Origin of the sequence: Nitrobacter vulgaris, assembly GCF_031453995.1 — a bacterium.
In the GTDB taxonomy this organism is placed as follows: domain Bacteria; phylum Pseudomonadota; class Alphaproteobacteria; order Rhizobiales; family Xanthobacteraceae; genus Nitrobacter; species Nitrobacter vulgaris.
The window spans coordinates 1-21,899 of sequence record NZ_JAVDPZ010000050.1; the positions used below are offsets into that span (position 1 = coordinate 1).

General features: G+C 57.8%; 31 protein-coding genes, 2 tRNA genes and 5 pseudogenes. 18 read left to right on the top strand and 20 right to left on the bottom strand.

What is annotated here, in order from left to right; translation table 11 throughout:
* Positions 1–163 precede the first annotated feature (163 nt).
* A pseudogene (locus tag GGQ85_RS18950) lies at positions 164–367 on the bottom strand (KH domain-containing protein); the annotation flags it as partial.
* 145 nt (positions 368–512) lie between these two features.
* Here GGQ85_RS18950 and GGQ85_RS18955 point away from each other — a divergent pair.
* Entirely contained in the window at positions 513–761 is a 249-nt protein-coding gene (locus tag GGQ85_RS18955) for a hypothetical protein (protein WP_309775817.1), read from the top strand.
* Positions 762–894: 133 nt separating this feature from the next.
* Here the strand turns inward: GGQ85_RS18955 and GGQ85_RS18960 are convergent, their stop codons facing one another.
* Positions 895–1,185, bottom strand: coding sequence for a hypothetical protein (locus GGQ85_RS18960; RefSeq protein ID WP_309775818.1), 291 nt, complete (start codon positions 1,183–1,185; stop codon positions 895–897).
* A gap of 445 nt (positions 1,186–1,630) precedes the next feature.
* Here GGQ85_RS18960 and GGQ85_RS18965 point away from each other — a divergent pair, with 445 nt between their 5' ends.
* Both GGQ85_RS18965 and GGQ85_RS18970 read left to right on the top strand, forming a co-directional pair.
* The gene (locus GGQ85_RS18965; protein WP_309775819.1) at positions 1,631–1,876 is read left to right on the top strand and encodes a hypothetical protein; all 246 of its coding nucleotides are present in this window, start codon (positions 1,631–1,633) and stop codon (positions 1,874–1,876) included.
* A gap of 162 nt (positions 1,877–2,038) precedes the next feature.
* A complete protein-coding gene (locus GGQ85_RS18970) occupies positions 2,039–2,719 on the top strand; it encodes a class I SAM-dependent methyltransferase (protein ID WP_309775820.1) in 681 nt (226 codons plus the stop codon).
* Between the two features lie 12 nt (positions 2,720–2,731).
* Here GGQ85_RS18970 and GGQ85_RS18975 read toward each other — a convergent pair whose 3' ends face one another.
* The 7 genes from GGQ85_RS18975 to GGQ85_RS19005 all read right to left on the bottom strand — a co-directional run bounded on the left by GGQ85_RS18975 (position 2,732) and on the right by GGQ85_RS19005 (position 5,433).
* Positions 2,732–3,037, bottom strand: coding sequence for a hypothetical protein (locus tag GGQ85_RS18975; RefSeq protein ID WP_309775821.1), 306 nt, complete (start codon positions 3,035–3,037; stop codon positions 2,732–2,734).
* The gene (locus GGQ85_RS18980) at positions 3,034–3,300 is read right to left on the bottom strand and encodes a hypothetical protein (RefSeq protein ID WP_309775822.1); all 267 of its coding nucleotides are present in this window, start codon (positions 3,298–3,300) and stop codon (positions 3,034–3,036) included. Before GGQ85_RS18980 ends, GGQ85_RS18975 begins: the two co-directional genes overlap by 4 nt.
* Entirely contained in the window at positions 3,297–4,022 is a 726-nt protein-coding gene (locus tag GGQ85_RS18985; protein ID WP_309775824.1) for an SOS response-associated peptidase, read from the bottom strand. Before GGQ85_RS18985 ends, GGQ85_RS18980 begins: the two co-directional genes overlap by 4 nt.
* A 7-nt stretch (positions 4,023–4,029) precedes the next feature.
* Complete coding sequence (locus GGQ85_RS18990) at positions 4,030–4,299, bottom strand: hypothetical protein (RefSeq protein WP_309775825.1); 270 nt, start codon at positions 4,297–4,299, stop codon at positions 4,030–4,032.
* Positions 4,296–4,709, bottom strand: coding sequence for a hypothetical protein (locus GGQ85_RS18995; RefSeq protein ID WP_309775826.1), 414 nt, complete (start codon positions 4,707–4,709; stop codon positions 4,296–4,298). Before GGQ85_RS18995 ends, GGQ85_RS18990 begins: the two co-directional genes overlap by 4 nt.
* A 140-nt stretch (positions 4,710–4,849) precedes the next feature.
* On the bottom strand, positions 4,850–5,185 hold the full coding sequence (locus GGQ85_RS19000) for a VanZ family protein (protein ID WP_309775828.1): 336 nt from the start codon (positions 5,183–5,185) through the stop codon (positions 4,850–4,852).
* Positions 5,186–5,238: 53 nt separating this feature from the next.
* The gene (locus tag GGQ85_RS19005; RefSeq protein ID WP_309775829.1) at positions 5,239–5,433 is read right to left on the bottom strand and encodes a hypothetical protein; all 195 of its coding nucleotides are present in this window, start codon (positions 5,431–5,433) and stop codon (positions 5,239–5,241) included.
* 62 nt (positions 5,434–5,495) lie between these two features.
* On the opposite strand from GGQ85_RS19005, the gene GGQ85_RS19010 reads away from it, so the two are divergent.
* Entirely contained in the window at positions 5,496–5,648 is a 153-nt protein-coding gene (locus GGQ85_RS19010; RefSeq protein ID WP_309775830.1) for a hypothetical protein, read from the top strand.
* 342 nt (positions 5,649–5,990) lie between these two features.
* Here the strand turns inward: GGQ85_RS19010 and GGQ85_RS19015 are convergent.
* Positions 5,991–6,063 (bottom strand) — tRNA-OTHER (locus GGQ85_RS19015).
* A 101-nt stretch (positions 6,064–6,164) separates the two neighbouring features.
* Here GGQ85_RS19015 and GGQ85_RS19020 point away from each other — a divergent pair.
* Together GGQ85_RS19020 and GGQ85_RS19025 are read left to right on the top strand one after the other, a co-directional pair.
* Positions 6,165–6,240: transfer RNA gene (locus tag GGQ85_RS19020), tRNA-Ala, on the top strand.
* 130 nt (positions 6,241–6,370) lie between these two features.
* On the top strand, positions 6,371–6,574 hold the full coding sequence (locus tag GGQ85_RS19025) for a cold-shock protein (protein WP_309775831.1): 204 nt from the start codon (positions 6,371–6,373) through the stop codon (positions 6,572–6,574).
* 207 nt (positions 6,575–6,781) lie between these two features.
* Here GGQ85_RS19025 and GGQ85_RS19030 read toward each other — a convergent pair whose 3' ends face one another.
* Complete coding sequence (locus GGQ85_RS19030) at positions 6,782–7,075, bottom strand: hypothetical protein (protein WP_309775832.1); 294 nt, start codon at positions 7,073–7,075, stop codon at positions 6,782–6,784.
* Between the two features lie 180 nt (positions 7,076–7,255).
* The gene (locus GGQ85_RS19035; RefSeq protein WP_309775834.1) at positions 7,256–7,654 is read right to left on the bottom strand and encodes an Arc family DNA-binding protein; all 399 of its coding nucleotides are present in this window, start codon (positions 7,652–7,654) and stop codon (positions 7,256–7,258) included.
* 87 nt (positions 7,655–7,741) lie between these two features.
* Between GGQ85_RS19035 and GGQ85_RS20970 the strand changes: the two genes are divergently transcribed.
* The 5 genes from GGQ85_RS20970 (at position 7,742) to GGQ85_RS19055 (ending at position 11,329) form a co-directional block, all read left to right on the top strand.
* Positions 7,742–7,906: an Arc family DNA-binding protein gene (locus GGQ85_RS20970; RefSeq protein WP_374708927.1), complete on the top strand. Its 165-nt coding sequence runs from the start codon at positions 7,742–7,744 to the stop codon at positions 7,904–7,906.
* Complete coding sequence (locus GGQ85_RS19040; protein WP_309775835.1) at positions 7,906–8,085, top strand: hypothetical protein; 180 nt, start codon at positions 7,906–7,908, stop codon at positions 8,083–8,085. The genes GGQ85_RS20970 and GGQ85_RS19040 overlap by 1 nt, the downstream gene beginning before the upstream one ends.
* A gap of 832 nt (positions 8,086–8,917) precedes the next feature.
* On the top strand, positions 8,918–9,181 hold the full coding sequence (locus GGQ85_RS20975; RefSeq protein WP_374708928.1) for a tyrosine-type recombinase/integrase: 264 nt from the start codon (positions 8,918–8,920) through the stop codon (positions 9,179–9,181).
* A gap of 24 nt (positions 9,182–9,205) precedes the next feature.
* On the top strand, positions 9,206–10,564 hold the full coding sequence (gene glmU / locus GGQ85_RS19050) for a bifunctional UDP-N-acetylglucosamine diphosphorylase/glucosamine-1-phosphate N-acetyltransferase GlmU (protein ID WP_309775839.1): 1,359 nt from the start codon (positions 9,206–9,208) through the stop codon (positions 10,562–10,564).
* A 588-nt stretch (positions 10,565–11,152) separates the two neighbouring features.
* The gene (locus tag GGQ85_RS19055; RefSeq protein WP_309775841.1) at positions 11,153–11,329 is read left to right on the top strand and encodes a hypothetical protein; all 177 of its coding nucleotides are present in this window, start codon (positions 11,153–11,155) and stop codon (positions 11,327–11,329) included.
* A 74-nt stretch (positions 11,330–11,403) separates the two neighbouring features.
* Here GGQ85_RS19055 and GGQ85_RS19060 read toward each other — a convergent pair whose 3' ends face one another.
* From GGQ85_RS19060 to GGQ85_RS19070, 3 genes are all read right to left on the bottom strand, one after another.
* On the bottom strand, positions 11,404–11,667 hold the full coding sequence (locus GGQ85_RS19060) for a hypothetical protein (RefSeq protein WP_079446949.1): 264 nt from the start codon (positions 11,665–11,667) through the stop codon (positions 11,404–11,406).
* A gap of 44 nt (positions 11,668–11,711) precedes the next feature.
* Positions 11,712–11,882, bottom strand: a complete 171-nt coding sequence (locus GGQ85_RS19065; RefSeq protein ID WP_244553486.1) for a hypothetical protein — start codon at positions 11,880–11,882, stop codon at positions 11,712–11,714.
* Between the two features lie 257 nt (positions 11,883–12,139).
* On the bottom strand, positions 12,140–12,382 hold the full coding sequence (locus GGQ85_RS19070) for a hypothetical protein (RefSeq protein WP_309775843.1): 243 nt from the start codon (positions 12,380–12,382) through the stop codon (positions 12,140–12,142).
* A 311-nt stretch (positions 12,383–12,693) separates the two neighbouring features.
* Between GGQ85_RS19070 and GGQ85_RS19075 the strand changes: the two genes are divergently transcribed.
* Both GGQ85_RS19075 and GGQ85_RS19080 read left to right on the top strand, forming a co-directional pair.
* Complete coding sequence (locus GGQ85_RS19075; protein WP_309775844.1) at positions 12,694–13,146, top strand: TspO/MBR family protein; 453 nt, start codon at positions 12,694–12,696, stop codon at positions 13,144–13,146.
* Positions 13,147–13,150: 4 nt separating this feature from the next.
* On the top strand, positions 13,151–13,657 hold the full coding sequence (locus GGQ85_RS19080) for a hypothetical protein (RefSeq protein ID WP_309775845.1): 507 nt from the start codon (positions 13,151–13,153) through the stop codon (positions 13,655–13,657).
* A 193-nt stretch (positions 13,658–13,850) separates the two neighbouring features.
* On the opposite strand, the gene GGQ85_RS19085 is transcribed toward GGQ85_RS19080, so the two are convergent.
* On the bottom strand, positions 13,851–14,129 hold the full coding sequence (locus GGQ85_RS19085; RefSeq protein WP_139372880.1) for a hypothetical protein: 279 nt from the start codon (positions 14,127–14,129) through the stop codon (positions 13,851–13,853).
* Positions 14,130–15,218: 1,089 nt separating this feature from the next.
* On the opposite strand from GGQ85_RS19085, the gene GGQ85_RS19090 reads away from it, so the two are divergent.
* A complete protein-coding gene (locus GGQ85_RS19090; RefSeq protein ID WP_309775846.1) occupies positions 15,219–15,392 on the top strand; it encodes a hypothetical protein in 174 nt (57 codons plus the stop codon).
* Positions 15,393–16,057: 665 nt separating this feature from the next.
* Here the strand turns inward: GGQ85_RS19090 and GGQ85_RS19095 are convergent.
* Entirely contained in the window at positions 16,058–16,420 is a 363-nt protein-coding gene (locus GGQ85_RS19095; RefSeq protein ID WP_079446945.1) for a SpoIIAA family protein, read from the bottom strand.
* Positions 16,421–17,121: 701 nt separating this feature from the next.
* On the opposite strand from GGQ85_RS19095, the gene GGQ85_RS19100 reads away from it, so the two are divergent.
* Both GGQ85_RS19100 and GGQ85_RS21120 read left to right on the top strand, forming a co-directional pair.
* Positions 17,122–17,253, top strand: coding sequence for a hypothetical protein (locus GGQ85_RS19100; protein WP_309775847.1), 132 nt, complete (start codon positions 17,122–17,124; stop codon positions 17,251–17,253).
* 660 nt (positions 17,254–17,913) lie between these two features.
* Positions 17,914–18,210 (top strand): AICE-type RepA C-terminal domain-containing protein, encoded by a 297-nt coding sequence (locus GGQ85_RS21120; protein ID WP_510184777.1) that lies wholly within the window; start codon positions 17,914–17,916, stop codon positions 18,208–18,210.
* Between the two features lie 106 nt (positions 18,211–18,316).
* On the opposite strand, the pseudogene GGQ85_RS19105 reads toward GGQ85_RS21120, so the two are convergent.
* A pseudogene (locus tag GGQ85_RS19105) lies at positions 18,317–18,994 on the bottom strand (3'-5' exonuclease); the annotation flags it as partial.
* Positions 18,995–19,490: 496 nt separating this feature from the next.
* Here GGQ85_RS19105 and GGQ85_RS19110 point away from each other — a divergent pair.
* A complete protein-coding gene (locus GGQ85_RS19110; RefSeq protein WP_309775849.1) occupies positions 19,491–19,679 on the top strand; it encodes a hypothetical protein in 189 nt (62 codons plus the stop codon).
* A gap of 112 nt (positions 19,680–19,791) precedes the next feature.
* On the opposite strand, the pseudogene GGQ85_RS19115 reads toward GGQ85_RS19110, so the two are convergent.
* Positions 19,792–20,061: pseudogene (locus GGQ85_RS19115) on the bottom strand (integrase core domain-containing protein); the annotation flags it as partial.
* 144 nt (positions 20,062–20,205) lie between these two features.
* Between GGQ85_RS19115 and GGQ85_RS19120 the strand changes: the two are divergent.
* Positions 20,206–21,469 (top strand): annotated as a pseudogene (locus GGQ85_RS19120) (IS110 family RNA-guided transposase); the annotation flags it as partial.
* 242 nt (positions 21,470–21,711) lie between these two features.
* Here the strand turns inward: GGQ85_RS19120 and GGQ85_RS19125 are convergent.
* Positions 21,712–21,899, bottom strand: a pseudogene (locus GGQ85_RS19125) (DDE-type integrase/transposase/recombinase); the annotation flags it as partial.

A 21,899-nucleotide genomic window follows, 5' to 3' on the forward strand; every position in this document is an offset into this window, starting at 1 on the left:
GTTGCAGACCTCAGGCGGAAACTTGTTGGTCGTCTTACTCATGGTGGCTCCATCCTCTCAAGAGTTGGAGCCTCCGGCAAACCCGGGGCGGTTCACTCGTGGAATATACGGGCCCGGGTTCTCTCAGAACGAATTGGGGTCAAGCCGGGGCGGGCCCGCCCGATTAGAGCGTACTCAAATCACTCGGCACGTCACCGAACGCTTTCAACACCACCGCGTCGGAAAATTCACCGCTGCCCGGATCCCCGGTACGACTGAATGCAACGGCGCCAACGTTTTCGGCGATGCGCGACAGCACCTCCGCTCGCCGAATGGCAGCTGATGCGCTTTGACATTCCGCGGCTTCGCCTGGTGCAACGCCGTCTTCAGTTGTTCGTCCTCTTTTGTGGAAGGTGAGTGCGGCATTCTGCCCCGCTAAGCTATTCCGACTGCCACAGAGCTAGCCGATTCTCGTCAAATTCGCCGGTCATAGAAACGCGCGAGTGATACGCCAAACATCATGGGGAGATGTTATGACCATCAAGAATGTCGTTATTCCTTTGGAAACTGAGTATCTCCAAGAAACGGCAAGAGAATACGGTATTTCCCGCACCAAGCTCGTGCAGGTTGTGATGGAAAAAGTTGTAAGGGACGAACTCGTTTCCAAAATTCTAAATAACGAGGTTCTGATTGAGCAGCCCCAGCCAAGGTACCGGCGTTTTCGTAAAAAGAACGCCGCTTTAACCACCGCCGTTCTGGAGCGACCGCGTCAGCGAAACTAAGGGGTTGCCGTTTTCGGATTTGCACGCCATCGCTGAAAGCTTTGGACTCGCAATAAGCGGCCCATGAGTTCATCAGCTGTGCCCGCATCGCTGCAGCGACCATTGTTCTAATGGATGCCCGCCCCTAAGAGGGTCAACTGATTAGAAGGAGCAAAACCGACAGGATGGCGGCCACCACGACAGCGGCTCCCAGCACCAATTTTTCGAGCGGCAGGATCTCTAATTTTGAATTAGGCTGACCCTCTAATGGTTCACCTGTCGCGTGCGCACCGTCCTCAGTCCCGAAGATGATCTCATCCCAAGGGGATACTTCCTTCCGAGGCTCGGGAAATGGGATAATCGTTGAGCTGCGCTTACCGCCCCCGGCCTGGCTTTTGAGCTCGTGAACGGGTTTCTCGTGCCTATGGGGGCGCCGGTCAAGCATGGCTGTCCTCCCTCTCGTAGAGAAGGCATGCAAGCCAATTTCAGCCGGACGAAGATCGTTCCAATGTTTTGCTTCACAATTGCTTGTACAAGGACGGTCTAACGGCTGCGTCCAGGAACTGCTTCGTCGAAGTGGGTCTCCAGTTCACCCCACATGAGTTGCCGCGGTGAACCGAAGGCGGGACCAAAAAGGCCCGCCGGAGTTGGAGCCACAGCGGGCCAATTCGGGACGGAAATCTTAGGTTGGGCATTCCGGCCGATCCAATTTTTGGCCCGGAAAGGATTTCATATCAAGCCTTCTCTATAGTTCACGTTTGAGCACTCGGCTTTTAGACCCCTAGTTGCAAAATTTTTTACGTCCCCGCAATTTCACCTATGGAACGCTTTCCTCGGCGCTGAATTTCCCTCGCGGAGTGTGAGAAATAGTTCTCCGGGAGGGATCTGTGATGTTCTCACTGTTGAGCAAGGCGGTCATGTGCATCGTGGCCCTAATCACCGCCACCGCTACTGGGTATGTTTACTATCACGGTGGGATGGCGGACACCTTCCAGGGTGGGTCACCACAGGCTTGGAAGCATGGAGGCGTTCACGGAGCGCCAGGACCTTTGATGGGCGCGGCCGGGCTGCCCTTGCTCGCTGCATATGGCGTCTACCGGCTTGTTAGCCGTCGCCGGAAAAAGCTGGCCGAATAGTAGCTGCTCTCCTTCTTCGGTGACGAGCACCTCCAAGAGGACCACGCCCCGCTATCGCTTCGGCCGGTGGCGGGGCTTTTTCACACGCGACAAATTGACACTTTGCCAGCCGCCTAGAACGTCGTTCTGATGAACACGTTGAGCAAATACGCTGGATAGGAAATGCTGCCAGCACTAAAGTACCACGTATGGCGGCGCGTCCGGGCTGCTTATTATGCCTTTAGTCTGGCCCGACTGCCTCTCGGCACTGCACTAGGCCGCTCCGTCAGCGCGTGGGAGACGGCGCAAGGGTTTGGAGATAGCCCGAAAGCAAAGTCCTCATGGGATGCCGAATACAGCGAAGGACGCTGGGCCTACATGGGCCAGCAGGATGAACTCGCTCGGTACTGGGTACTGATAGGTTATATGCACACACTTGGTCGCGGCGGCGAATACCTTGACATCGGCTGTGGAGACGGCGTGCTATTTGAGCGTTTCAAGTTTTTAGATTATCAACGCTTTGTCGGGGTTGATATATCGGATGTCGCGATCGAGAAGCTGTGTCGCCACAACGACCATCGCACCAATTTCCTTTCTGCCGATGGCGACGTTTATGAGCCCGCCGGCCATTTCGACATTATCATCTTCAACGAGTCCCTTTACTACTTACGCGAGCCTGTGCCGTCACTTGAGCGTTACGCTCGATCACTGAAATCGGATGGTTGCATCATCGTCTCGACGTACACTAGCTCGAGACGATCACTATCAGTGTTGCGGGAGGTAAAGCGAGAGTTCAAGGTGTTCGATGAGGCTAAGATAACTCAGGGTCAAAATTCCTGGCTCTGCACGGTACTAAAACGCTGAAGCCGAAACATCCTAACACCGATCTTTCGCCAACTTTCTCTTCCCCCAATTGCGGCTCTTCTTGCCTTCCGGATTACCGATCGGCGGTGGAGAGTCGCCATACACGGCCCGATAGAAGTTGATCCGGGCCATGAACACGAACGGGCCGCCGTGCTCCGCGGCCTCGTTCAGAACCTTCGCTGCGCGTTGCCAGGGCTCGGTGTTGCCGACCTTCGGTGGGAGACCGGTCGCATATTCCGCAGCCTCTCCAATGGTGCGGATTATCCGGCCGTCCGGCATCGGGATTGGATCCTCGAAGCGGCGTGACCAGTTCATCATGTAAACAGGTCGATCCCGGTCTGCGTAAACGTCACATAGGTGCCGCTTTCGTGCATCGATAACCAGCCGTTCGCAACGGCGCGGTCAATTCCGGCTCCATATTCGGCCGGAGACCCGCGGAGGTCGTCCAGGAATGGCCAGTTGATCTTCTCGATGTGGATGCGGCCATCCTGAACCGGCTCGATCGAATGGGCGATCTCGATCAGCTTGCGGGCAGCGGCGTCCGGATCGGCATAGGATCTGGCTTCAGCGAATTTTGTCATATCGGCTCAGTGTCCTCTCGCTCTCCGGCTGCAACCACGTGAAGCGATCCGTCCGGCAAGGGTCGCTGCAGTGCTTTCGACTCGTCCCACGGCGCGCGCATCCAGACGTCATGCTCCTCGGTGTTAGTCAGGATCACCGGCATCGCCTTCGGATGTACCTTGGCGACCTCGAGGTTCGGCTGACGGGTGAGGAAACCGAAGACGTCCGCACTGATCTCGCCTTCCTTTGCCTTCCGCACGCAGGTCCAGTTCGTCCAGATCCCGGCAAAGGCCAGCAGCGGCCGGCTCTCGTCGATCGCGAACCAGACAGGCACCTTCCTTCCGTCGATCGTGTCGTACTCCGAAAATGACATGAACGGCACGAGGCACCGGTTTTTGGGGGCAAGCCATCGTTGCCAGTGCTTGCTCGAGGTGTTGCGGATGTTGGTCACGCCGCTGTCCGGCTCGAGCCGCAGCATCTCCTTGAAGTCGACAGACTGACCCTTTGCCTCGAGCTTGGCTGCGCGCTTCTTCGTGGCTTCCATCAGTGCAACCGGCGAGGTCGGCATTCCCCAGCGCGCCATGACGATTTCGCGCTCGCCGGCCGCATTGCGCACGATCGGGGCAGGATAGTCCGGGAAGATGCCGGGCAGGGATTGCAGATTGCCGACACGGCTGTTCATCGCCCCGAACAGGCGCCGGATTGCGTCGACATTTTTCGTCATCGAATAGAGATTGCACACAAGGGACCTACGAGCACGCGTCGTAACCGCAGGTGATAAGAGTCACCAGACCGATCATTGGCCAAGGCAATAACAAGAGAAGGCTTGGCAGAAATTGAATGAAAGCCCAGATGCCGTGCTCGTACCAGGCCCAACCAAGGACAGCCGACCATATGCAAAGCGCGGCGGCGGCCAAGAAGATGGCACCAATCAAACCGGTGCCCGCAAACACGGCAACGGATGGACCGATCAGCCCGAATGTGCCGATCAGGAAGGGCCTGCGGGCATTTGAGTTCATCGCTCGCCCGGCCACCATACTGAAGGCGGATCGTTCGCCGAGATCGTTGTTTGGCGTAGGGCAACCAGTTGCCCGCGCTTGTACCGACGGCCGCGCACCTGCGAACAGTCCTTGCAGGCCATATGGCGCTCGAGCTCATGGATAGGAGTTGTCTTGGGCCGGCGCACAGTCGTCAGATCAACGGCGGAATGCAGGTCACAGCCGGCGCATCGAACCTCAAGATATCGGAAGCCCGCGTTCAGGGCGTCGCCCAGCGTGGGAGAAGGTTGTGCCGGGCCATGAAAACCGAGCATGCGCTGCGACCAGGCGATGCAGGCCAGTTCATCGGCCTCCCTGCGAGCGTCCCGCGCCCTCTCGGCGGACATGCGAACTGAGGTGCCGTAAAGGTGCTCGCGCGACTTCGTGGTCATGGCCGAAAGTGGGGCGGGTCACGGTGGGAGTCCAGCCGCTACAGCTTGGGGTCCGTTTCCGACTGCCCCAAGAGCTTGGCAGCCGGGTTTTCGGATGGGGTCGTGGAGCGGATCAATGGAAACGACGGTGCCCGTTCTATTTATGAACGGTTGCGCGCGAGACTTACGCTGCAGAATCCGCACACGGCCCCGGTTGAACTGGCAATCCAATCGAACACACCGGCATGGCGGCCAGCCACGAACAGCTGTCCTGCCTCGAGGATAGCTGCATACGCAACCATTGAAACGGAGAGCAGAATGGGATGAAGCCGCGGATAGGCGATCGAAATAGCAATTGTCGCAAAGAGATAGGCGCAAACATGCTCAAGGCGAGTATTAAACCCCGTGCGGATCATTTCTTGTCCCGGGGTCCACGATGCAGCCATCAATGCCATGATACAGAGCCAGGCACATAGCCTCAAAGCCGCTTTTACCATTTGTCCCTCGTCAGCATGACTGCGGGGCGGAGCAGGAAGTCCATTGCCCGAATCTACTGCGGTACGCCATCCGGAGGTTCTATGACTTTTAGGGCAGCCTTAGCGACGGGCAGAACTTCCCATCCACGATTGCTCTCCGCATCAATTATCGTCATGCTTTCTATATCGAACGTCGCCCTCGAGGCTTTTTGATCTACGACCGCCTGGGCGATGGCCAAAGCCACCAATCGAACCAGCTCATCACTCATTGCAGGTTCTCCATTTGCCCGACTAACCATTGCATTTTCCGCGTCACATGTGGAGCATCGCGATGCCCCGGACTCCAAGAGACCTGGCGGCTCGGATGGCGGCACGACGCCGGCAGGCCAAGGCTGACGACGGGGTCGAGCGAGAGACCTTCACCCAGCCTCGAGAGCAGGCGCGTCAGACGGCGAGGGCGTTCCTCGATCCCCTGCGTCGCTGACGTTAATTACACACGGTCTGCATTTTGCAGTCTCCGCTTGCGTTGCACACCCTAGCTTGACGGCACAAGCTTGCACCGTAGGGTTGGATCCTGGGTGTTGCGAATGGTGCAATGGACGGTGGCCCGAGCGGGCAAAAAGTCTCCGGGCAAACAGACGCAACATCGAGATTAGGGCAGAGTCGCTGCATGCGGCCATTGATACACTCGCATGAACAGTCAGCATGAGCGGCACGGCAAACCAAAAGAACGGAAATCACCAAAGCCGCTCTAATCTTCATGAGGTGCTCCCTTGCACGGTCCTCCCGCGCTGCCGCTCCACCGGGTTTCTATTTCTGACCAGCATGGAGCGGATTCGATGGATCGAACATCGGTCTGCGGCTTGGAAGCCGCCGCTCTACCACTGAGCTAAATCCGCATGTTTGAGCACATGAGCGGACAGTATGAGCCCAGATGCCTAAATTAAGGTTACATTGAACGGCCGCTGGACCTCACCGGGATACTTCGGAATATGACTGCGGCCCGGTGGCGGAATGGATACGCGGGGGCGTCGCAAGCGCTTCACATCCTGGTTCGAGTCCAGGCTGGGCCTCCAGCTCGCTCCGACGGGGTTTTTTATCTGCGGCTCCCAATCGCGCAGTAAGCTGCTTCCGCCGGCGGACTGTCTTGCATTCGTCACGGTTTGAGGCTGTAATTGCATCTCAACGTTTTGGGGAAGACTAAACGTGGCGATTGGTACTGTGAAGTGGTTCAACGAGCAAAAGGGCTACGGCTTTATTCAGCCGGACGACGGCGGCAAGGACGTATTCGTCCATATCTCCGCAGTAGAGAAGGCAGGATTCACCGGCCTGGCAGAGGGCGCTAAGGTGTCCTACGAGGTCGTCCAGAACCGCGGCAAAGAGAGCGCGGAGAACCTGCGGATAGGTTAGGGAGCTGAGCCGGATGTACGCTCGCTCGCGATGTGGATGGCCCGGGCAATGCTTCGGGCCATTTGCATATTCGGCTGGCGCGCTTGCCTGCAAGCTCAACCCCGCTCCGGCGGGGTTTTCTATTCCGGGAGCTACAGCTCTTTCGACCTTACTCATCGATTTATATCGGCCGTCTCTTCGGCCTGACTTGGGCACCTGCGACCGACGTCACCTATCGACGTTTACGATTGCGCCGGTGCGCGCATCAACATCGACTTCCATATAGCTTCCGGCAATGTCATAGCCCTCGACCTGCCACTCATTGCCCCATTTGTTTGTGTTTGACACGGAAACCAGACCGATTCCGTTGGCGATATCGACAGCCGCCTGAAGCGGCAGAGGTCCAGCCTGGGTGTAGACCTCGGACACCGGTTCCTGAACGTAGCCGATGTCGGCTGCCGACGCGGGAACAGTGAATCCGATCATGACAAAAGCGACGGCGGGAATCAGATTATCTCGCATGATCGTTCTCCAAAGCGCGTTCAGACATTGTTGACACACCTCAGCAAAACGCATGTGGCGGAAGACCGTTCCGCATTGATCTCTTCAACCGGGTCGAGCGGCGGTTCCGGATAGCTGATGAGATTGATCTGGGTTCGCCGCGCAGATTGTTGAGAGAGCGAGATCGAGGGCGCTGTCGTTTTATCCCTTGTCTTGCTTGGTTGGAACATTGCTGAACAGATACCCTTGCTCTGCCAGATAGGTGCGCACAATCAGGCGAATTGCTTCTGATTGTGTGAGCTTTACGCCCCTTGCGCGCTGATCGGCGATGAAGGACCATAAATCCAATTCGTCAGAGGCGAGAAGAGATCGCAGCAAGTCAGCGGTATCCGCTAGGTCTTTTGAGACGGAGAGCAACACCTTGTTGGTCAGGGCGTTCTCAAAGGAAAAATCCAGACGACCTATCAACTCAGCATTCATGGAACGATTCGATCGGGCAGCTTCACGAGCGATCGCAGCCCGCATCCCGGGCGGTAGGCGCAAGACAAATTGATCCGACCCGCGACCGGCTTTTGTGGTTTTGACAGCTTTCTTTGCCATGATAGCACCGTGCGACTTTTCTCTTGGCGAACATAGTATGACCGTGCTATATCATGAGCCGACTTAAAGAATCCATGAGTGCTAGCTGTGGCCAGAACCGATCCGCAAATTCCGATCCGTCTCCCGCGCGATGCTAAGGACTGGATCAAGGCGGAAGTAGAGAGGAATGGCAGTTCGCAGAATAGCGAGATCGTTCGTGCTGTTCGGGAGCGGATGGACCGCGTGACATCAAACCGCAAGGCGAGGGGCTGATGTCGCGCAGCGCGCAAGCATTCCGCCAAACGGATGTTGCCAAAGCCATCAAGGCCACGGTGAGCGCCGGGCTGTCCGTGCGGCGAATCGAAATCGACCGGGACGGAAAGATCGTTGTGGTGATCGGCACACCAGTTCTAGACGCGGCCAACGATAACGAATGGGATTCCGTTCAGTGAAGTGGAAGCTCCCGCCGAGCGTTCATGGTTACATCAACCGCCACGGCAAGGCGGTGTTCTACTATCGCGTACCGGGTTCGCCGAAGGTCCGGCTGAGAGGCCATCCTGGCTCCGATGAGTTCATGCTCGCCTATGACCTCGCCAAGGCCGGCGATCGGCCAAAGGTTGAATTAGGGTCGGGGAGAACCAAGCCCGGCACCGTCAATGCTGCGCTTGTGAGCTACTATCAATCGAGCGCGTTCAGAGATGGCCTTACCGAAAGTTCGCAGAAGATGCGCCGCGCCATCCTAGAAAGATTCCGCGAGGCTCACGGCGACAAGCGCGTGGCCTTGATGACCCAAGCCGCCCTACAGAACATCATCAACAAAAAGACGCCGGCAGGGGCTTTGAATTTTCGGAAGGCTATGCGTGGCTTTTTGGATCATTGCCTAAGTCTCAATTTTATCAAGGCGGACCCGCTGGCAGGTGTGAAACTTGTTGAGGTAAAATCTGCCGGCCACCACACATGGATCGCCGAGGAATGCCGGCAGTTTGAAGCGCACCATAAAATCGGAACGCGCGAGCGCCTTGCCTACGAATTATTGCTGCAAGCAAGTCAGTCTCGCTGCGACGTGGTTCGCATGGGCCGTCAGCACGTTCGCAACGGCATGATGACGATGGGTCGCCAGAAGACAGGCGTTCTCTTTAACGTGCAGGTGACGCCGTCGCTGCAACAGGCCATCGAGGCCATGCCGGTCAGCAACCACATGACTTACCTTCTCACGTCCTTCGGAAAGCCATTCACAGCGGCCGTTTCGGAAACTGGTTTCGGAAAGCCTGCAATGACGCCAAGCTGCCGAATCGGTGTACCTCGCATGGACTGCGCAAGGCGGCAGCGACATACTTCGCAGAGCAGGGCGCGACCGACCATCAACTTATGGCATGGTTCGGGTGGACTACAATTTCGCAGGCGCAGGTTTACACCAAGGCGGCGAATCGGAAGCGTATGGCGGAAGCTGCTGCGAGGCTCATTACCGGAACAGGCATTGGCTCACCCGCTAACCCGGTGAGCCAAATTGAGCCGCAAGTCATTGAAAACAAAGGACTCGAAAATTAAGGTGTCAATCCCACGAGGATTCGAATGAACGGCCGGAGTTGTCTGACCATCGTGCTTGCAGCGGGTGAGGGGACACGGATGCGCTCCTCGCTGCCTAAAGTGCTGCATTCGGTCGGGGGGCAGACGCTGTTGTCGCATGTGTTGGCGGCCGCGCCGGGCGGACCGGGAACGTTGCTGGCGGTTGTTGTTGGTCCTGGCCATGAGGCTGTGGCCGATGAAGCGAAACGGGTGCGGCCCGACGTCATGGCGTTCGTCCAGGGCCAGCGCCTGGGAACAGCACACGCTGTCCTTGCGGCGAAGGAGGCTATCATCCGCGGCGCCGACGATCTGCTGATCGCGTTCGGCGACACGCCGCTGATCTCGGCCGATACGTTCACCCGCATGCGAGCGCCGTTACAGGCCGGTGCGTCGCTGGCCGTGCTTGGCTTTCATGCCCGCAATCCTACGGGGTACGGTCGGCTGATCGTGACCGATGGCCGGCTTACGGCGATCCGCGAGGAAGCGGATGCCAGCGATGACGAACGCCGCGTTACGCTTTGCAACGCTGGCGTCATGGCGTTCGACGGCAAGACAGCGCTGCAAATCATTGAAAAGATCGGCAACACCAACAGCAAGGGCGAATACTATCTCACCGACGCCGTCGGCATCGTCGGCGAGCTTGGTCTGACGGCGGCGGTGATCGAAACCAGCGAGAACGAAGTGCGCGGCATCAACACCAAGGCTCAATTGGCCGAGGCCGAACAGGTCATGCAGACACGATTGCGCGAGGCGGCGCTCGAAGCCGGAGTGACGATGGTGGCTCCCGAGACGGTCTTTCTTTCCGCTGACACCTCATTCGGCAAGGATGTGACCATCGAACCCTACGTAGTCATTGGGCAAGGCGTGACTATCGCCGACGGCGCGGCTATTCACGCATTCTCGCACTTGGTGCAGGCGTCAATCGGCAGGAACGCTTCTGTCGGTCCCTACGCCCGGCTGCGGCCGGGAACGTCGCTGGGCGAGGGCGCGCGGATCGGGAATTTCGTCGAGACCAAGGCCGCCGTTCTCGAAGCCGGAGCCAAGGTCAACCACCTGACTTATATCGGCGATGCCTGTGTCGGGGCCAACGCGAACATCGGTGCGGGAACCATTACCTGCAACTATGACGGCTTTAACAAGCACCGCACCGAGATCGGCGAGGGCGCCTTCGTCGGCTCCAATTCGTCCCTGGTCGCGCCGCTTAAGATCGGCGCTGGAGCTTATGTGGGATCGGGTTCGGTCATCACCAAAAACGTGCCTGACAACGCGCTTGCGGTCGGCCGCGGCCAGCAAAGCCTGCGCGAGGGCTGGGCAAAGAGATTTCGCGAGATGAAGCTGCTCGCCAAAAAGCCAAAGAGCGGTTGAAGAAGGAGCCACGGCGAGCAGGCTCCGGAGAACCGAAGGTTCACTCGTCTTCGAATTCGGAGAATATAGCCCGCGTGAGACGCCAGCCGCGCGGCTTCGCCCGCTGTGGCTTCTCATCCGGGGTATGCCGGACGATCTTCGGCTTTGCGGCCGTGCTGCGGAAAGGCGGTGGCCAATGGGCAAGGCGGGATGACGTTTGCGCAAGCGAGCGGGTGGATGCTCGGGAAAAGCGATGCAGTCCGGTGCTCTTGAAATCGCGTGTATCGCTCACGTTCCATGGCTCCCCTATCATGGAATCTTTCTGCATAAATATTGCGCGTTCGTTAAAGAAGGCCGCAAAATCGAATGGTGGCCGACTCGCCATGGGAGGGGGCGCAGGGCGGAATGCTCAAAGCCTGGACGATTGGTGTGCGGCGATAAAATCCGTCGCGAAGCGGCGGAAAACAGCATAATGTCTGGAATGCCTGCTCCGGTGTCCCGCTTATCGACAGCGATCCCAAAATCAGCCTACCTCACCGCACATTCAACGCATGTGCGCTCGTTTCCATTTGGCGCACGGTTTCCGGTTGTTAGAGAGGAAAAAACGACATGAACAGCGAAATGAAGATTAAAATTGTGTTGGCAGTCATTCTCATCGTCGCAACATTGCTGGGCCTCAACGCGCTGATCGCGGCTGTTCAGAAAAACGATCATGGGGCGACCCATACGAGCAGTGTCTGGCAGCAGGAACTGCCGCTGCAAGCCGAAAAGATCTGGAAGGCCTGATATTTGTTAAGGCGAGGATCCGGGAATTAATGAACCGTATGCTCCACGAGGGGTAACAGCCTCGGGTGGTTGAATCAGGCCCTTCCGGGCCTCCGTTTCATTTCCGTCTCGATTTCACCTATAGCCTGACGCAAGGCGAAAAGTGCTTGCTCATCTACCTCGAACGCGATGGAGCCAAGTTCGGTCGTCGCCAGCTCTATCGCGTAGCGACCATCAGGCCGGATCAAAGGGCGTGAAGCCTTTACCGTGACGATGCTCAGTTGATCGGGGAAGTTCAATACGTCCATCGGGAGACCCTCGGATAGGACGAAGGGAAAAGGCGCCCAGATCCCGATCATGCCCTTTTCTTGCGTGAGGAGTCGAGAGGGGTGGAAGCGAGATTTTATCGGATCTCATGCTTCGCAGCCAGTCGCTCGCGGTATGCTTCCAGTCCGCGTCGCCAATCCTGCCCGGGTTGCCATTCGCCCCTTTCGTCCATGGCGCCGGACTCCAGCATTGCGGCTGCGATCTCCCAGTGGCGGTCCACCCACCCCTGAATTTCCGATTCAGTCATCTGGTGAGACCGGCAGATTCGTTCAGCCATCGCTCGGGCAAGCGGTTCGATGTTTGATGACATGGACATCTTGATAAATGTTGTTAGGTGCTGCGCGACAAACGGTGCTCTCTATCTAGATCCTAGTCCCAATGGAAACCGGCTTTTTGGGCAGGATCATGTTCGATCAAAAAGACGCTCACTCAATGTAGTCGGAACCAGAGTTCGACCCATTGCGAAGAATGTGCGCATCCGCATCCGCTTGACGCGGGGGTGACCTAGTTTACCGGTGACCTTTTATCTCGCTGCACCATGTCGAGGATGGTTTGCAGCATTTGCGCCGCCTTCCGGTTGGTCAAATCTCCTTTGGAATGCGCTGCTATTCCTTGTTCCAGCATATCCGACGCCTTCTCAGTTGAGATAATTCCGCTCTCGATAAGACCCCAGAACGCGAACTGAGCCAGCGTGAATGCTGCGATTGCGGAACTTTCAGCTTCGCTCTCAAGGTTTTCTTCTGCCATTTAAATCTCCTATGCTATGCGCTGAAGACGAAGGTTGAAATCTCATGCCCGCCAACGGAACGTGTAAAGGACTGAAGTTTTTCGTGCATGAAGGCGACGGCGTTGTAAGACGTGAGTTATGCGACGAAAGCTCCGACGGGTCACGCCTATCGAATGGCACATCATAACTTTCCCGAGGTCTCGTGTACTGGCAGAGTTTCATGGCGGTGTTTGGTGTCCGATGCCGGAACACCAAAGCCGATGATAAGTGGGCTCACGAAACTATCACTCACCAGTAAGACTCGTCGGACGGTGAGTAACGGAAATTCTAGATGAACCGTACCCTTCGGCTGATTTTGTTCCTCGTTCTCGTGGTCGGTGGCGGTTTGGTTATCGGCTTTCTGACCATGCCGGGCGCATGGTATGCTGGCCTTGCCAAGCCGTCATTCAATCCACCCAATTGGCTGTTCGCGCCGGTCTGGACCGTCCTCTACATCCTCATCGCGATCACCGGCTGGCGCGTATGGCACGCCGATGCTTGTGGGTGGCCGATGCGGCTTTGGTGGGGACAGCTCGCTTTGAATTTCATATGGTCTCCGGTCTTCTTCGCTGCTCACCAGATCGGGATCGCGCTCGTCATAATCCTTTTGCTGCTCGCCGCCATTTTCGCCTTTATCGCCACGGCATGGCGGCTGGATCGGGTTGCGGCATGGCTGTTCGTGCCCTATGCCGCGTGGGTTGCCTTCGCCTCGCTCCTCAACGCTTCGCTTTTTGCGCTGAACTGACCGAATGGGCCGGGTCATCACCGTCAACGATCGGATGCAGAGCGGCTATCGCTATCGGTTGATGGCACCGTCCGGCCGTAATTTCGATCCTGCCTTCCGGCCCGAACTCACGCCGAAGCAGATGCTCGAACTCGGCGTGTTTTGCGGCAAATATCTGACCGATTGCCGGGACGAGTTTCCCGCGAACTGGTTCGCGCGGGCCAAGCTTTCACCCTCGGGCCGCGATTGTTCGCTCAATTATTTCGGCGTCGATGCCAGTCAGCCGCTTTCGGTCTGGCGAAGGAAAGGCTGGATTCATCCCGACGACCCGCGTGGTTGGTTTCAGTGGTATTGCCGCTATTACATTGGACGGCGCATGCCGGACGAGGACGCGCGCCAGATCGGCCGCTGGAAGGCGATGCGGCGGCATGTCTCTCAAGTCAGGAAGCATTGCGAGCCGGGCGATCCCATGTGCCGGCCACGCCAACGACAGGCGCTCTTGCATTGGGCCTATGACAGCCGGAAAATCTAGAAGACATCCACACGGTCCTGCGCAACCGGCTTTATGTCGGCTGGTTCGAATGGAACGCGCTGGTCTGAAAAATGGCTCCCGGGCTGGATTTTATTCCTTGTCCATCTTGGCAACGTGTATTGCCTTGACACGCGCCACGCCGAACATGGTCCAGGTGACGGACGCGATCGACAAGAATGGATGTCGAGGAACGTTACTGAGCAGCTTCGGCTCGTGCGGCCACATCTGCGATTCCGGATCTGCATCGGCTCATTCGTTCAGCAAGCCTGTTGAATAGTTCAGCGTTGTTGGTCGGTTGTACAGAGAAGCTTAAGGACGCACCCTCTTTCAGTGAGATGAAAGATGAGTCGTCCAGAAAGATAGAACAAGGCATGGCATCGACATCGTCGGTCTGTGCAACTGAAAATTCCTGTGAATGCGCGAGCGTTGCGCTGATAATCAGCGCAATCGCACTTAAGAAAAACTGTCTCATTTTCGGATGCCCTCAGCCCTGCAGCAGACCTGCCTCTGCGCCGTCCGCAGGTAAACAAAGAACCAATCAAAGTCCCTGTAAGCGCGGTGAATAGACCCGCAGTGGCGGCAGATAACGGAGAAAAGATTAATGTTAGACGCTTAACAACAGGTTCTATTTGACCTCGGACGACACGCGCCAGATGCAGCGCGCGTTGGCGAAAAAGCCGGTGAGGCCCATCATGCTCACGTCGATCGACTTGGGCTTGGCGACTAGAGCGGCAGGTTTCCGGCTCGTCGCGGTTAGGCGGGAGCGATGGTGAAGAGGAGGGCGGCGTCGGCGGCCGATGTCCCAATTGCATTTGAGCAATCAGCATAGCTGCCGTGGCCGCTCGAACACGGGTTTCGTTTTTCAGAAAATTCCGCTGCTGTCACATCAGATGCTTCGCTCGGGAAAAGCGCTCCGCTCGCTTTTTCCGGCTTGACTGTCTAGGACATAGTTCTCATTTTGTTCTGTTTGGTCAAGCCGCCAAACTGCGTTTCCCACGGCATTGGAGCGTACACAGGAAGGGTGCAGGCCTTTCGTCGTCAGTGATGTGCGAAAGGTGTGCCGGTCGCTTACGTGCCTTGCCGAAACGATCTTCAAGGCGTTCGTTTCGCCCATAATCACCTGACCTCGGATGAAGCCCGGCGCATTGCGAATGGCGCATCGGTTGATCTGAATCAATTTGGACGGCGACCGCCAGGCAAATAATCAGTCCCTCGAAGTCGTGAATGGCGTTCAAGTATGTATCTAAAGGGTGCGATCCTAATCTTAGGAGGCCCAAAGTCATGTTACTTAATCGGGTTCTCGTTGCTGGAGGTCTAGTCGCGGTCTTTCTGGTTTTCACCCTCAGTATGGCTTACCGATGAAAGCCCCACGGCTATTAATCTAAAAGCATCGTCGAGCGACGCTCCGTCCGCTGCTGACGACAGCTGTCATCTAACAATCGCTGTTCGACGTCCTTCCATTTAGGGCGCGGGCCATATAGGCGCTCGGCGCCGGCGTGGCTGGCGGAACGTTTCTGGGCCGCGTGGTTTATCCAGCCGATGCAATTCGAGGAATGGTATCATGAAAAAGCGGGAACCATTTCCGGACGACGTGTTGGAGCGCGAAACGCGAGCTATCCAGGCCATTGATGCAGCCCACAAACTGCCTAGCGATCCGGCGCGGATCGAGGCTCTTAAGGCGGCGGCAAAACTTCGTCCCGGTGACGCGGGATCCCAGGCGACCGGAACAAGCTGAATCTGTTTGGCCGACTAATGGATCGGCCGGGCGATATGGTTTTCCGGTTGCTTATTTGTGCGTTGCCGCGGTCATCCACGTCGCTCGTTTTTGCACGCACCAGTCCTCGCCTGTCTATGCGGCTGGCTAAGGGCAGCCAATACAAAACCCCCTCAGACGACGGCAGCCACGCTGGCCGGTTGCAGCTCATGCCGGCGCTGAGGATCTAAGCGGGAACGCTGAGACTGAGTTGGGCCTGCAAAAAGGCCCGCCAGTGGTGAGAAGACGCGGCGGGCCAATTCGGGTTCGGGGATCATGAAGCTGTGGGTCAACCCGTTCCTGTGATTCAATACAGCCGAAGCAAAGTTGTTCCCCGGGTTTGATACTGGAGGTGGGGTTGACGACGATGTGACTGCCGCATTGCGCTAGATCAAATAATGCGCCTGAAAGTGATGCTTGAATAATGCTTACGCTACGGGCCCGCCCTGGGCCCTGTTTCTCCTCTGGACTGACCCGGCTGCCTTAACCAGCGGCTGGGTCTTTTTGCTTTTACCGGATCCTTCGCCAGTTTCCGCTTTCCCAATTGCGCCCCTTCTTACCTTCCGGGTTACAGATCGGCGGCGGCTTCTCGCCAAATATAGCGTCGCAAACATAGGTAGATTGCGATAACAGATGAAGTTACGGGGCTAGGTTTGTAACCATTCGAGGGCCTTTACCCTCTCTCCACTGGCGAAGACCCTAATCTCAGGATGTGCAAAGTGTTGTGCTATCGTGGGGGCGATTTTCAAAAAGGCATCGTCCGTAACAATGGCAACGCGATCAATGTTGCGGTGGTGGTCGTGTACGAATCTAAAATGCTCAATAAGCGCGCCGAAACTGTCCCATCCGGGAAAGGATGCTGCCTCAATTAGCAATCCAGTCAGCTTGCCTTTCTCGCGGATGTAGGGGTCTATCTCTCCGGAAATTTCACGGAAATCTTCAGCCGAAAGTGCGCCTTTCGGCTCCACAACCAGCACGCCAGCATCGCTGAGAAGCTCGAACCCGATCACTGGACGTTTTCCTGTTTTCCTCCGGCTAGCCCCGGATTTGGGACATGAGGCGACGATTGGCCTTGATCTAGGTCAAACGGAAGTGAGTTTCGCTCGCGAGCCACGATGCCGCTGAGTGACGATTCTCAATCTCGGGATCTTCGTTGATCATGCTTCGAGACGCCTGCGCCATCTAAGGACGAGAAGGTCTAGTATCTAATGCAACATCGAATCTAAGCCGATCCAGCATTTGCCGAATGTTAGGGCAGATAGCGCCGCCGCTGTGTTTGCATTTTAGCGCCATCTCCTCTTGTGAAAACGAGAAGGACTTTTCCGATCCGCTGCCCTCAACGTGGGCTTCGATGCCGCATTCCGGACATTTGATTGTATCGGTGTCGCTTTGCATTTTTACATCCAAGAACAAAGAGTCGAGCCACAACTAAAAATCAATTCCTTCGCGGTCGGCAACTGCAAGCCATGCCGTTTCGCCTTCGGGGGTGATTTTACAGACAGGCATTGGGGCCTTGGATCTTGATCCACACTGACCACGTAGCCTCTGGCTAAGAGCCGTTTAGGTGTATCATAACCGGCTCTCTTCATCACGGTCAGGCTGATGCCGCTCTTGCTTCGGTAATAATCGGCTAGAAGACGAGCACTGTGGCCGCGAACCCGGCGAGGACGCCGAACCTGACGTCGACGATGAACACAGTCTCGGCTGAGGCATGGGTGACGTCCAAGAGGGCGGTGTTGGAGCGTCGTCACCGACCTTGGGAAAGGGCATCGCCGTCCGAAAGAAGCGGGCTGCGTCGCTGACAGGTGGGAAGGTGCTGCGCTGGTGCGAGGTGCTGGCGTAGTACGAGTCACGCGCGAAGGCTTGCCTCGGAAACGTGGCGGGCTACTTCCAAAAGCGGGGAGAGATGGCGGGGAAGGCTGTTTTGATCTTTTGAAAAGAACAACAAAATCAGCTACTTTTCGCTAAAATATAATGGCTCCCCTTCGTGTCGAAATATCGAACCATGTGCCTTGCTCCTAGCGCGGAATTCCGGCGGGTTCTCGAGGATGTTCTCGAGCTTCGGCTCGCCGCCTGAGCGTTCTCCAATGCGCACTGGACTGATTGCGCGCGAATAACCCACTAGCGAGGCGGATTTTACGTCTAAGGTCGGACGCCATTTCCGCGCGGCATGCGCCAGGGTGCCTGCTGACCGCATTCACTTCCAGCATTTTGGATCGATTGACGAAGCCTTGGCCGCGTGACCATTTAGAACCCCTGGCGGGGCCCGCGACCCGACTCGATGCCATGGCAGATTCCCTAGCGGCTTAGGGCGAAAAATTTGGCCATCGATATTGAAAGCGGGTCGCGGCAAATGCGTCGAGATCAAACCAATCGTCATGTCCGCCGGCCTCGGCACGTTCTGGTCGGCCTACTGCGGCAACCTTGACGAGGCGTTGGACGGCGTGATCGACGCCGATCCGATCGCAGCCGCTGTGCGCGCCGTGATGATCACGGGGACGGAGTGGACGGGAACCGCTTCGGAACTTCTGGGCGCCCTTGCCGAGATGGCGGGCGACCGCGTCGCCAAGTCCAGGCGTGGCCGGATAGCCCGCGGGCTTTGGGGGGATTGCGGCGAGCAGCGACCTTCCTGCGTAAGGTTGGCATCGAGATCAGCTTCGAGCGCGAAGGCCGGGCGGGGGCAATCTTCCGCATCAGAAATCGGAGGGGCGCAACCGTCCGCATCGTCCGCAACGCCCGCCGATTGGCCGGATGCCAGTTCTGGCAATGGCTTCGTCTCACCGGACCTGCGGACGATTGACGAGTTCGCGGACGGTTCAGCAGGTCAGACCGGTGGGTCCGTCCGCGCCAGCTGCTACATCGTGGATACGACGGCCGCGCGTAGACCGATGGAGCATCGGCGGAAATCATCTCCACATGCCCCTCATGCGACCACCGAGGTCAATTCGTGGCCCTTGACTCGGGCTGCGCGCCGCTCCCGTGGCGGCAACGATCGGCCAATTGGTTCTCTCGAAAAGCCCAAGCAAACTTTCGGGAATGAAACGGGACCGCGAGTCGTAGACGTGGAGGTCGCATTGGGAGTGTTGACCGTGCGTAAAGAAGCGCTGCGGGACGACCAAATGAAGGTCGTCTTCCGCGCGCGTCATCGCGACGTAGAGCAGACGACGTTCTTCTTCCAGTTCGGCGGAGGTACCGGCGCCGAGATCCGACGGTATGCAGCCATCGACGACGTTCAGAACGTGCACCGATATCCATTCCTGGCCTTTGGCGGAATGGATTGTCGAGAGAATGAGATAGTCCTCATCCAGCAGCGGCACGCCGGCCTGGTCGCTGGTAGCGTCCGGAGGATCGAGTGTGAGCTCGGTCAGAAAACGCTCGCGTGATGGATATCCGCTGGCGATCTGCTCGAGCTGTATCAGGTCGGCGCAACGAATCCCGGCGTCTTCGTGGATGCGGTCGAGATGCGGTTCGTACCAAAGCCGGGCGCGCTCCAGGTCGGACGGCCATTCCGAGTATCGGAGATTTCCGACAGCAGCTATGAAGGCGGCCCAGTCATCGCCAGCGCGCGGAGGCGAAACCAACCTGCTACGCCAGCGTTGTCGGGCATGCACCGAGTTTCCATCTTTGCCCTGACCGTCGGTTTTGTCGTGATCATCACGCTGTTGCTGTGGATGTTATTTATCCAGTGGTTGTCTGAGCGTGCGAAGCAAAAGCAAAAGGCCCGCCGGAGGGAGTCACAGCGGGCCTTAGTACGGGATCATGGCGGGTGCGGGATCGATCCCGTTCCGGGCGATTCAATGCAGAGAGCGGAGGGGCGTTCCTAAAGAATAGTCCGCTTTGACCCACGCAGGGCCTTGTGGGTCAGACAACGAAAGGCCCGCTGGAGTTGGGGAGAAGCGGGCCTTTCGGGACCAGGATCGGCCGTACCAAGCGATCAACTGGTCCGGATGAATAATGCAGGCGGCGGGGATGGGTTTCAGGATAAGCCCGCCGGGGAAGAACGCGGGTCGAATAGCGCGGAACATGCCCGAACGGCGGTCTGTTGCCTTATCGGGCATTTTCAGAGCACGAGGCCAACTCATGACGGCAAATTCCAGCCACCGCGGCAGCGGACAGCTTGATGATGGGAAATCACGCTTAAGCGAAGACGATATTCAGCGAGAACAACTTGGTCCGCGCGGCGTCCCCGGCAAACCCGATCCGGCTAAAATGACGCCGCAGCGAGAGAAGAAAACGCCGAAAAACATCGACCCTGGCCACACGACGTAATCCGGAACGTAACCAAGGATTCCTTTGAGTCAGTGACCCGAGACCCTAGTCTCCTCCAGCTTGAGGGAGAGTCCTGGTTTTCGTTTTGGCCTTGTGCGGCCTGTTTTTCCAGCGTGGATTTCGTTGCGAACTCGGCGGGTGTGATGTTGCCGAGTGCCGAATGTGGTCGGTGTTGGTTGTAATCCTCCCTCCATGAACTGATGGTGCTGCGCGCCTCGGACAGCCTCGAGTAGAGCGTGTCATTGAGGCATTCGTCCCGAAAGCGCCCGTTGAAGCTCTCTACGAAGGCGTTCTGGGTAGGCTTTCCCGGCGCGATGTAGTGCCATTCGACGCCGGTGTGTTGGCACCATCGTAGGACTGCCATCGAGGTCAGCTCGGTGCCGTAGCACATTGGGAAGGTGGTATTGCTGCTGGCTGACGGCGCGCGAAGCCCTGCGTAGCGCAGCGCGCCGTCCCGGCGACCATGGCCGGTCAACAGGTCTCTAAAGTGAGGTTGTCGAGACAACACTTTGGAGCGTGAACGACCATGACCAAACGCCTTTCTACTCTCACCGATGCCGTACTGGTAGCGATCGACGTGTCCAAGCACCGCCAGGAGGTGCTGATAGAGCGGCCTGAAGGCGGGCGCCGCCGACGGCTGACCGTGATGGCGACAAAGCCGGATTACGACCGACTGGCCGACGAACTCACAGCGATTGGACGTCCGATTCTTGTCGGCTTTGAAGCGACGGGTAACTATCATCGCACGCTCGCGTATCGGCTGCTCAGCGCCGGGTTCGATCTGCGTCTCGTCTCCTCGGTTGCGTTGGCCCGGACCCGAGAAGCGCTCCACAATGGTTGGGACAAGAATGATCCCAAGGACGCGCAGGTTATCCTGCATATGCTCAGGATCGGCGCGACACAGGTCTATGTCGATCCGCTCGCAGCCGACATCAATGACCTTCAGGAGCTGTCGAAGACGCACGAGACGATCTCCAGGGCGAAGACGCAGACGTGGCACCGCATCCTGACTCATTATCTGCCGCTCTACTTTCCCGAGATCGCCCGCTTTGCCGGCAACAGCCGGTCAGACTGGTTCCTGGCGTTGATCGAGCGCTTCCCCACGCCGGGCAGCATCACCGCGCTCGGTGTTGAAGCCTTCACAGGCGAGGCCTGGTCGCTCGTCGGCCGCAAGGTCTCGAAGGCGCAGCTGATCAACGATATCTACGAGACGGCCTCCTCATCGATTGCCTTGCCGGTTCCGGAAGATGCCGCGGCGATCACTATGTTCCGCATGATCATTGCGCAGGCGCGCAGTTTGATTCAGCAGCGTAATCAAATCGAAGCGCTCGCACAAACGAGGCTGGCAGGGAATCGTGACTATGGGCTGCTGCGCCAGATCCCAGGCATTGGGCCGATCAACGCCCTGACAATCCTGGCAGAAGCCGGCGATCTCAGACGCTTCCGTCATCATCGCCAGTTCCTGAAGTTCTGCGGGCTCGACCTCGCCACCTGCCAGTCCGGCACGTTCCGAGGCCGGACCAAGTTATCGAAGTACGGCAATGCGCGCCTGCGCCGGACCTTCTGGATGGCTGCGCAGGTGGCGTCGCGCCAGCGCGACAACAGCTTCCGCGACAAGCTCGGCCGATACGTTGCCGGGCACGGGGACGATCCCGATCGCCGTCGCAAAGCGATGACTGCACTCACCGCCAAAATGGCGCGGGTGGCGCATGCCGTCGTCAAAACGGGAACACAATACCGACCGTTCGTCGAGCGGTCGGATGCCAGGTGGAAGGACCCCTCTCTGCAAGTGCCGTGAGGGCGCAAGACGCGACCCTGTAGATAATGTTCGGGCCTTCCACCTGGGTGCGTATCCCGTCTTAAGGACGGTGAGGACCACGGCCAACAAGCCGCTGATGGATCCTGTGTTTGCTATGGCAGGGAGCGATCCCATTGACGGTGGAGACCGTCTGGATCAGTTTAACGACACCGGCCTATGCCGGTGAGCGGAGACCTGTTGACCAAAACCTCCCGCTGCTTCCTGACATAGGACGTTGTCGGAGACGATCGTGGCGGGCCGGCCGCGCCAGCGGATGATGGCGTCCAGTTCACGCACGACGCGCAGGCCGGAAAGCGATGTATCGGCGATCAGTGCCAGGCACTCCCGCGTATAGTCGTCGACCACGGCGAGCACCCGGAAGCGCCGACCGTCGGTGAAGGTGTCGGAGACGAAGTCCAGGC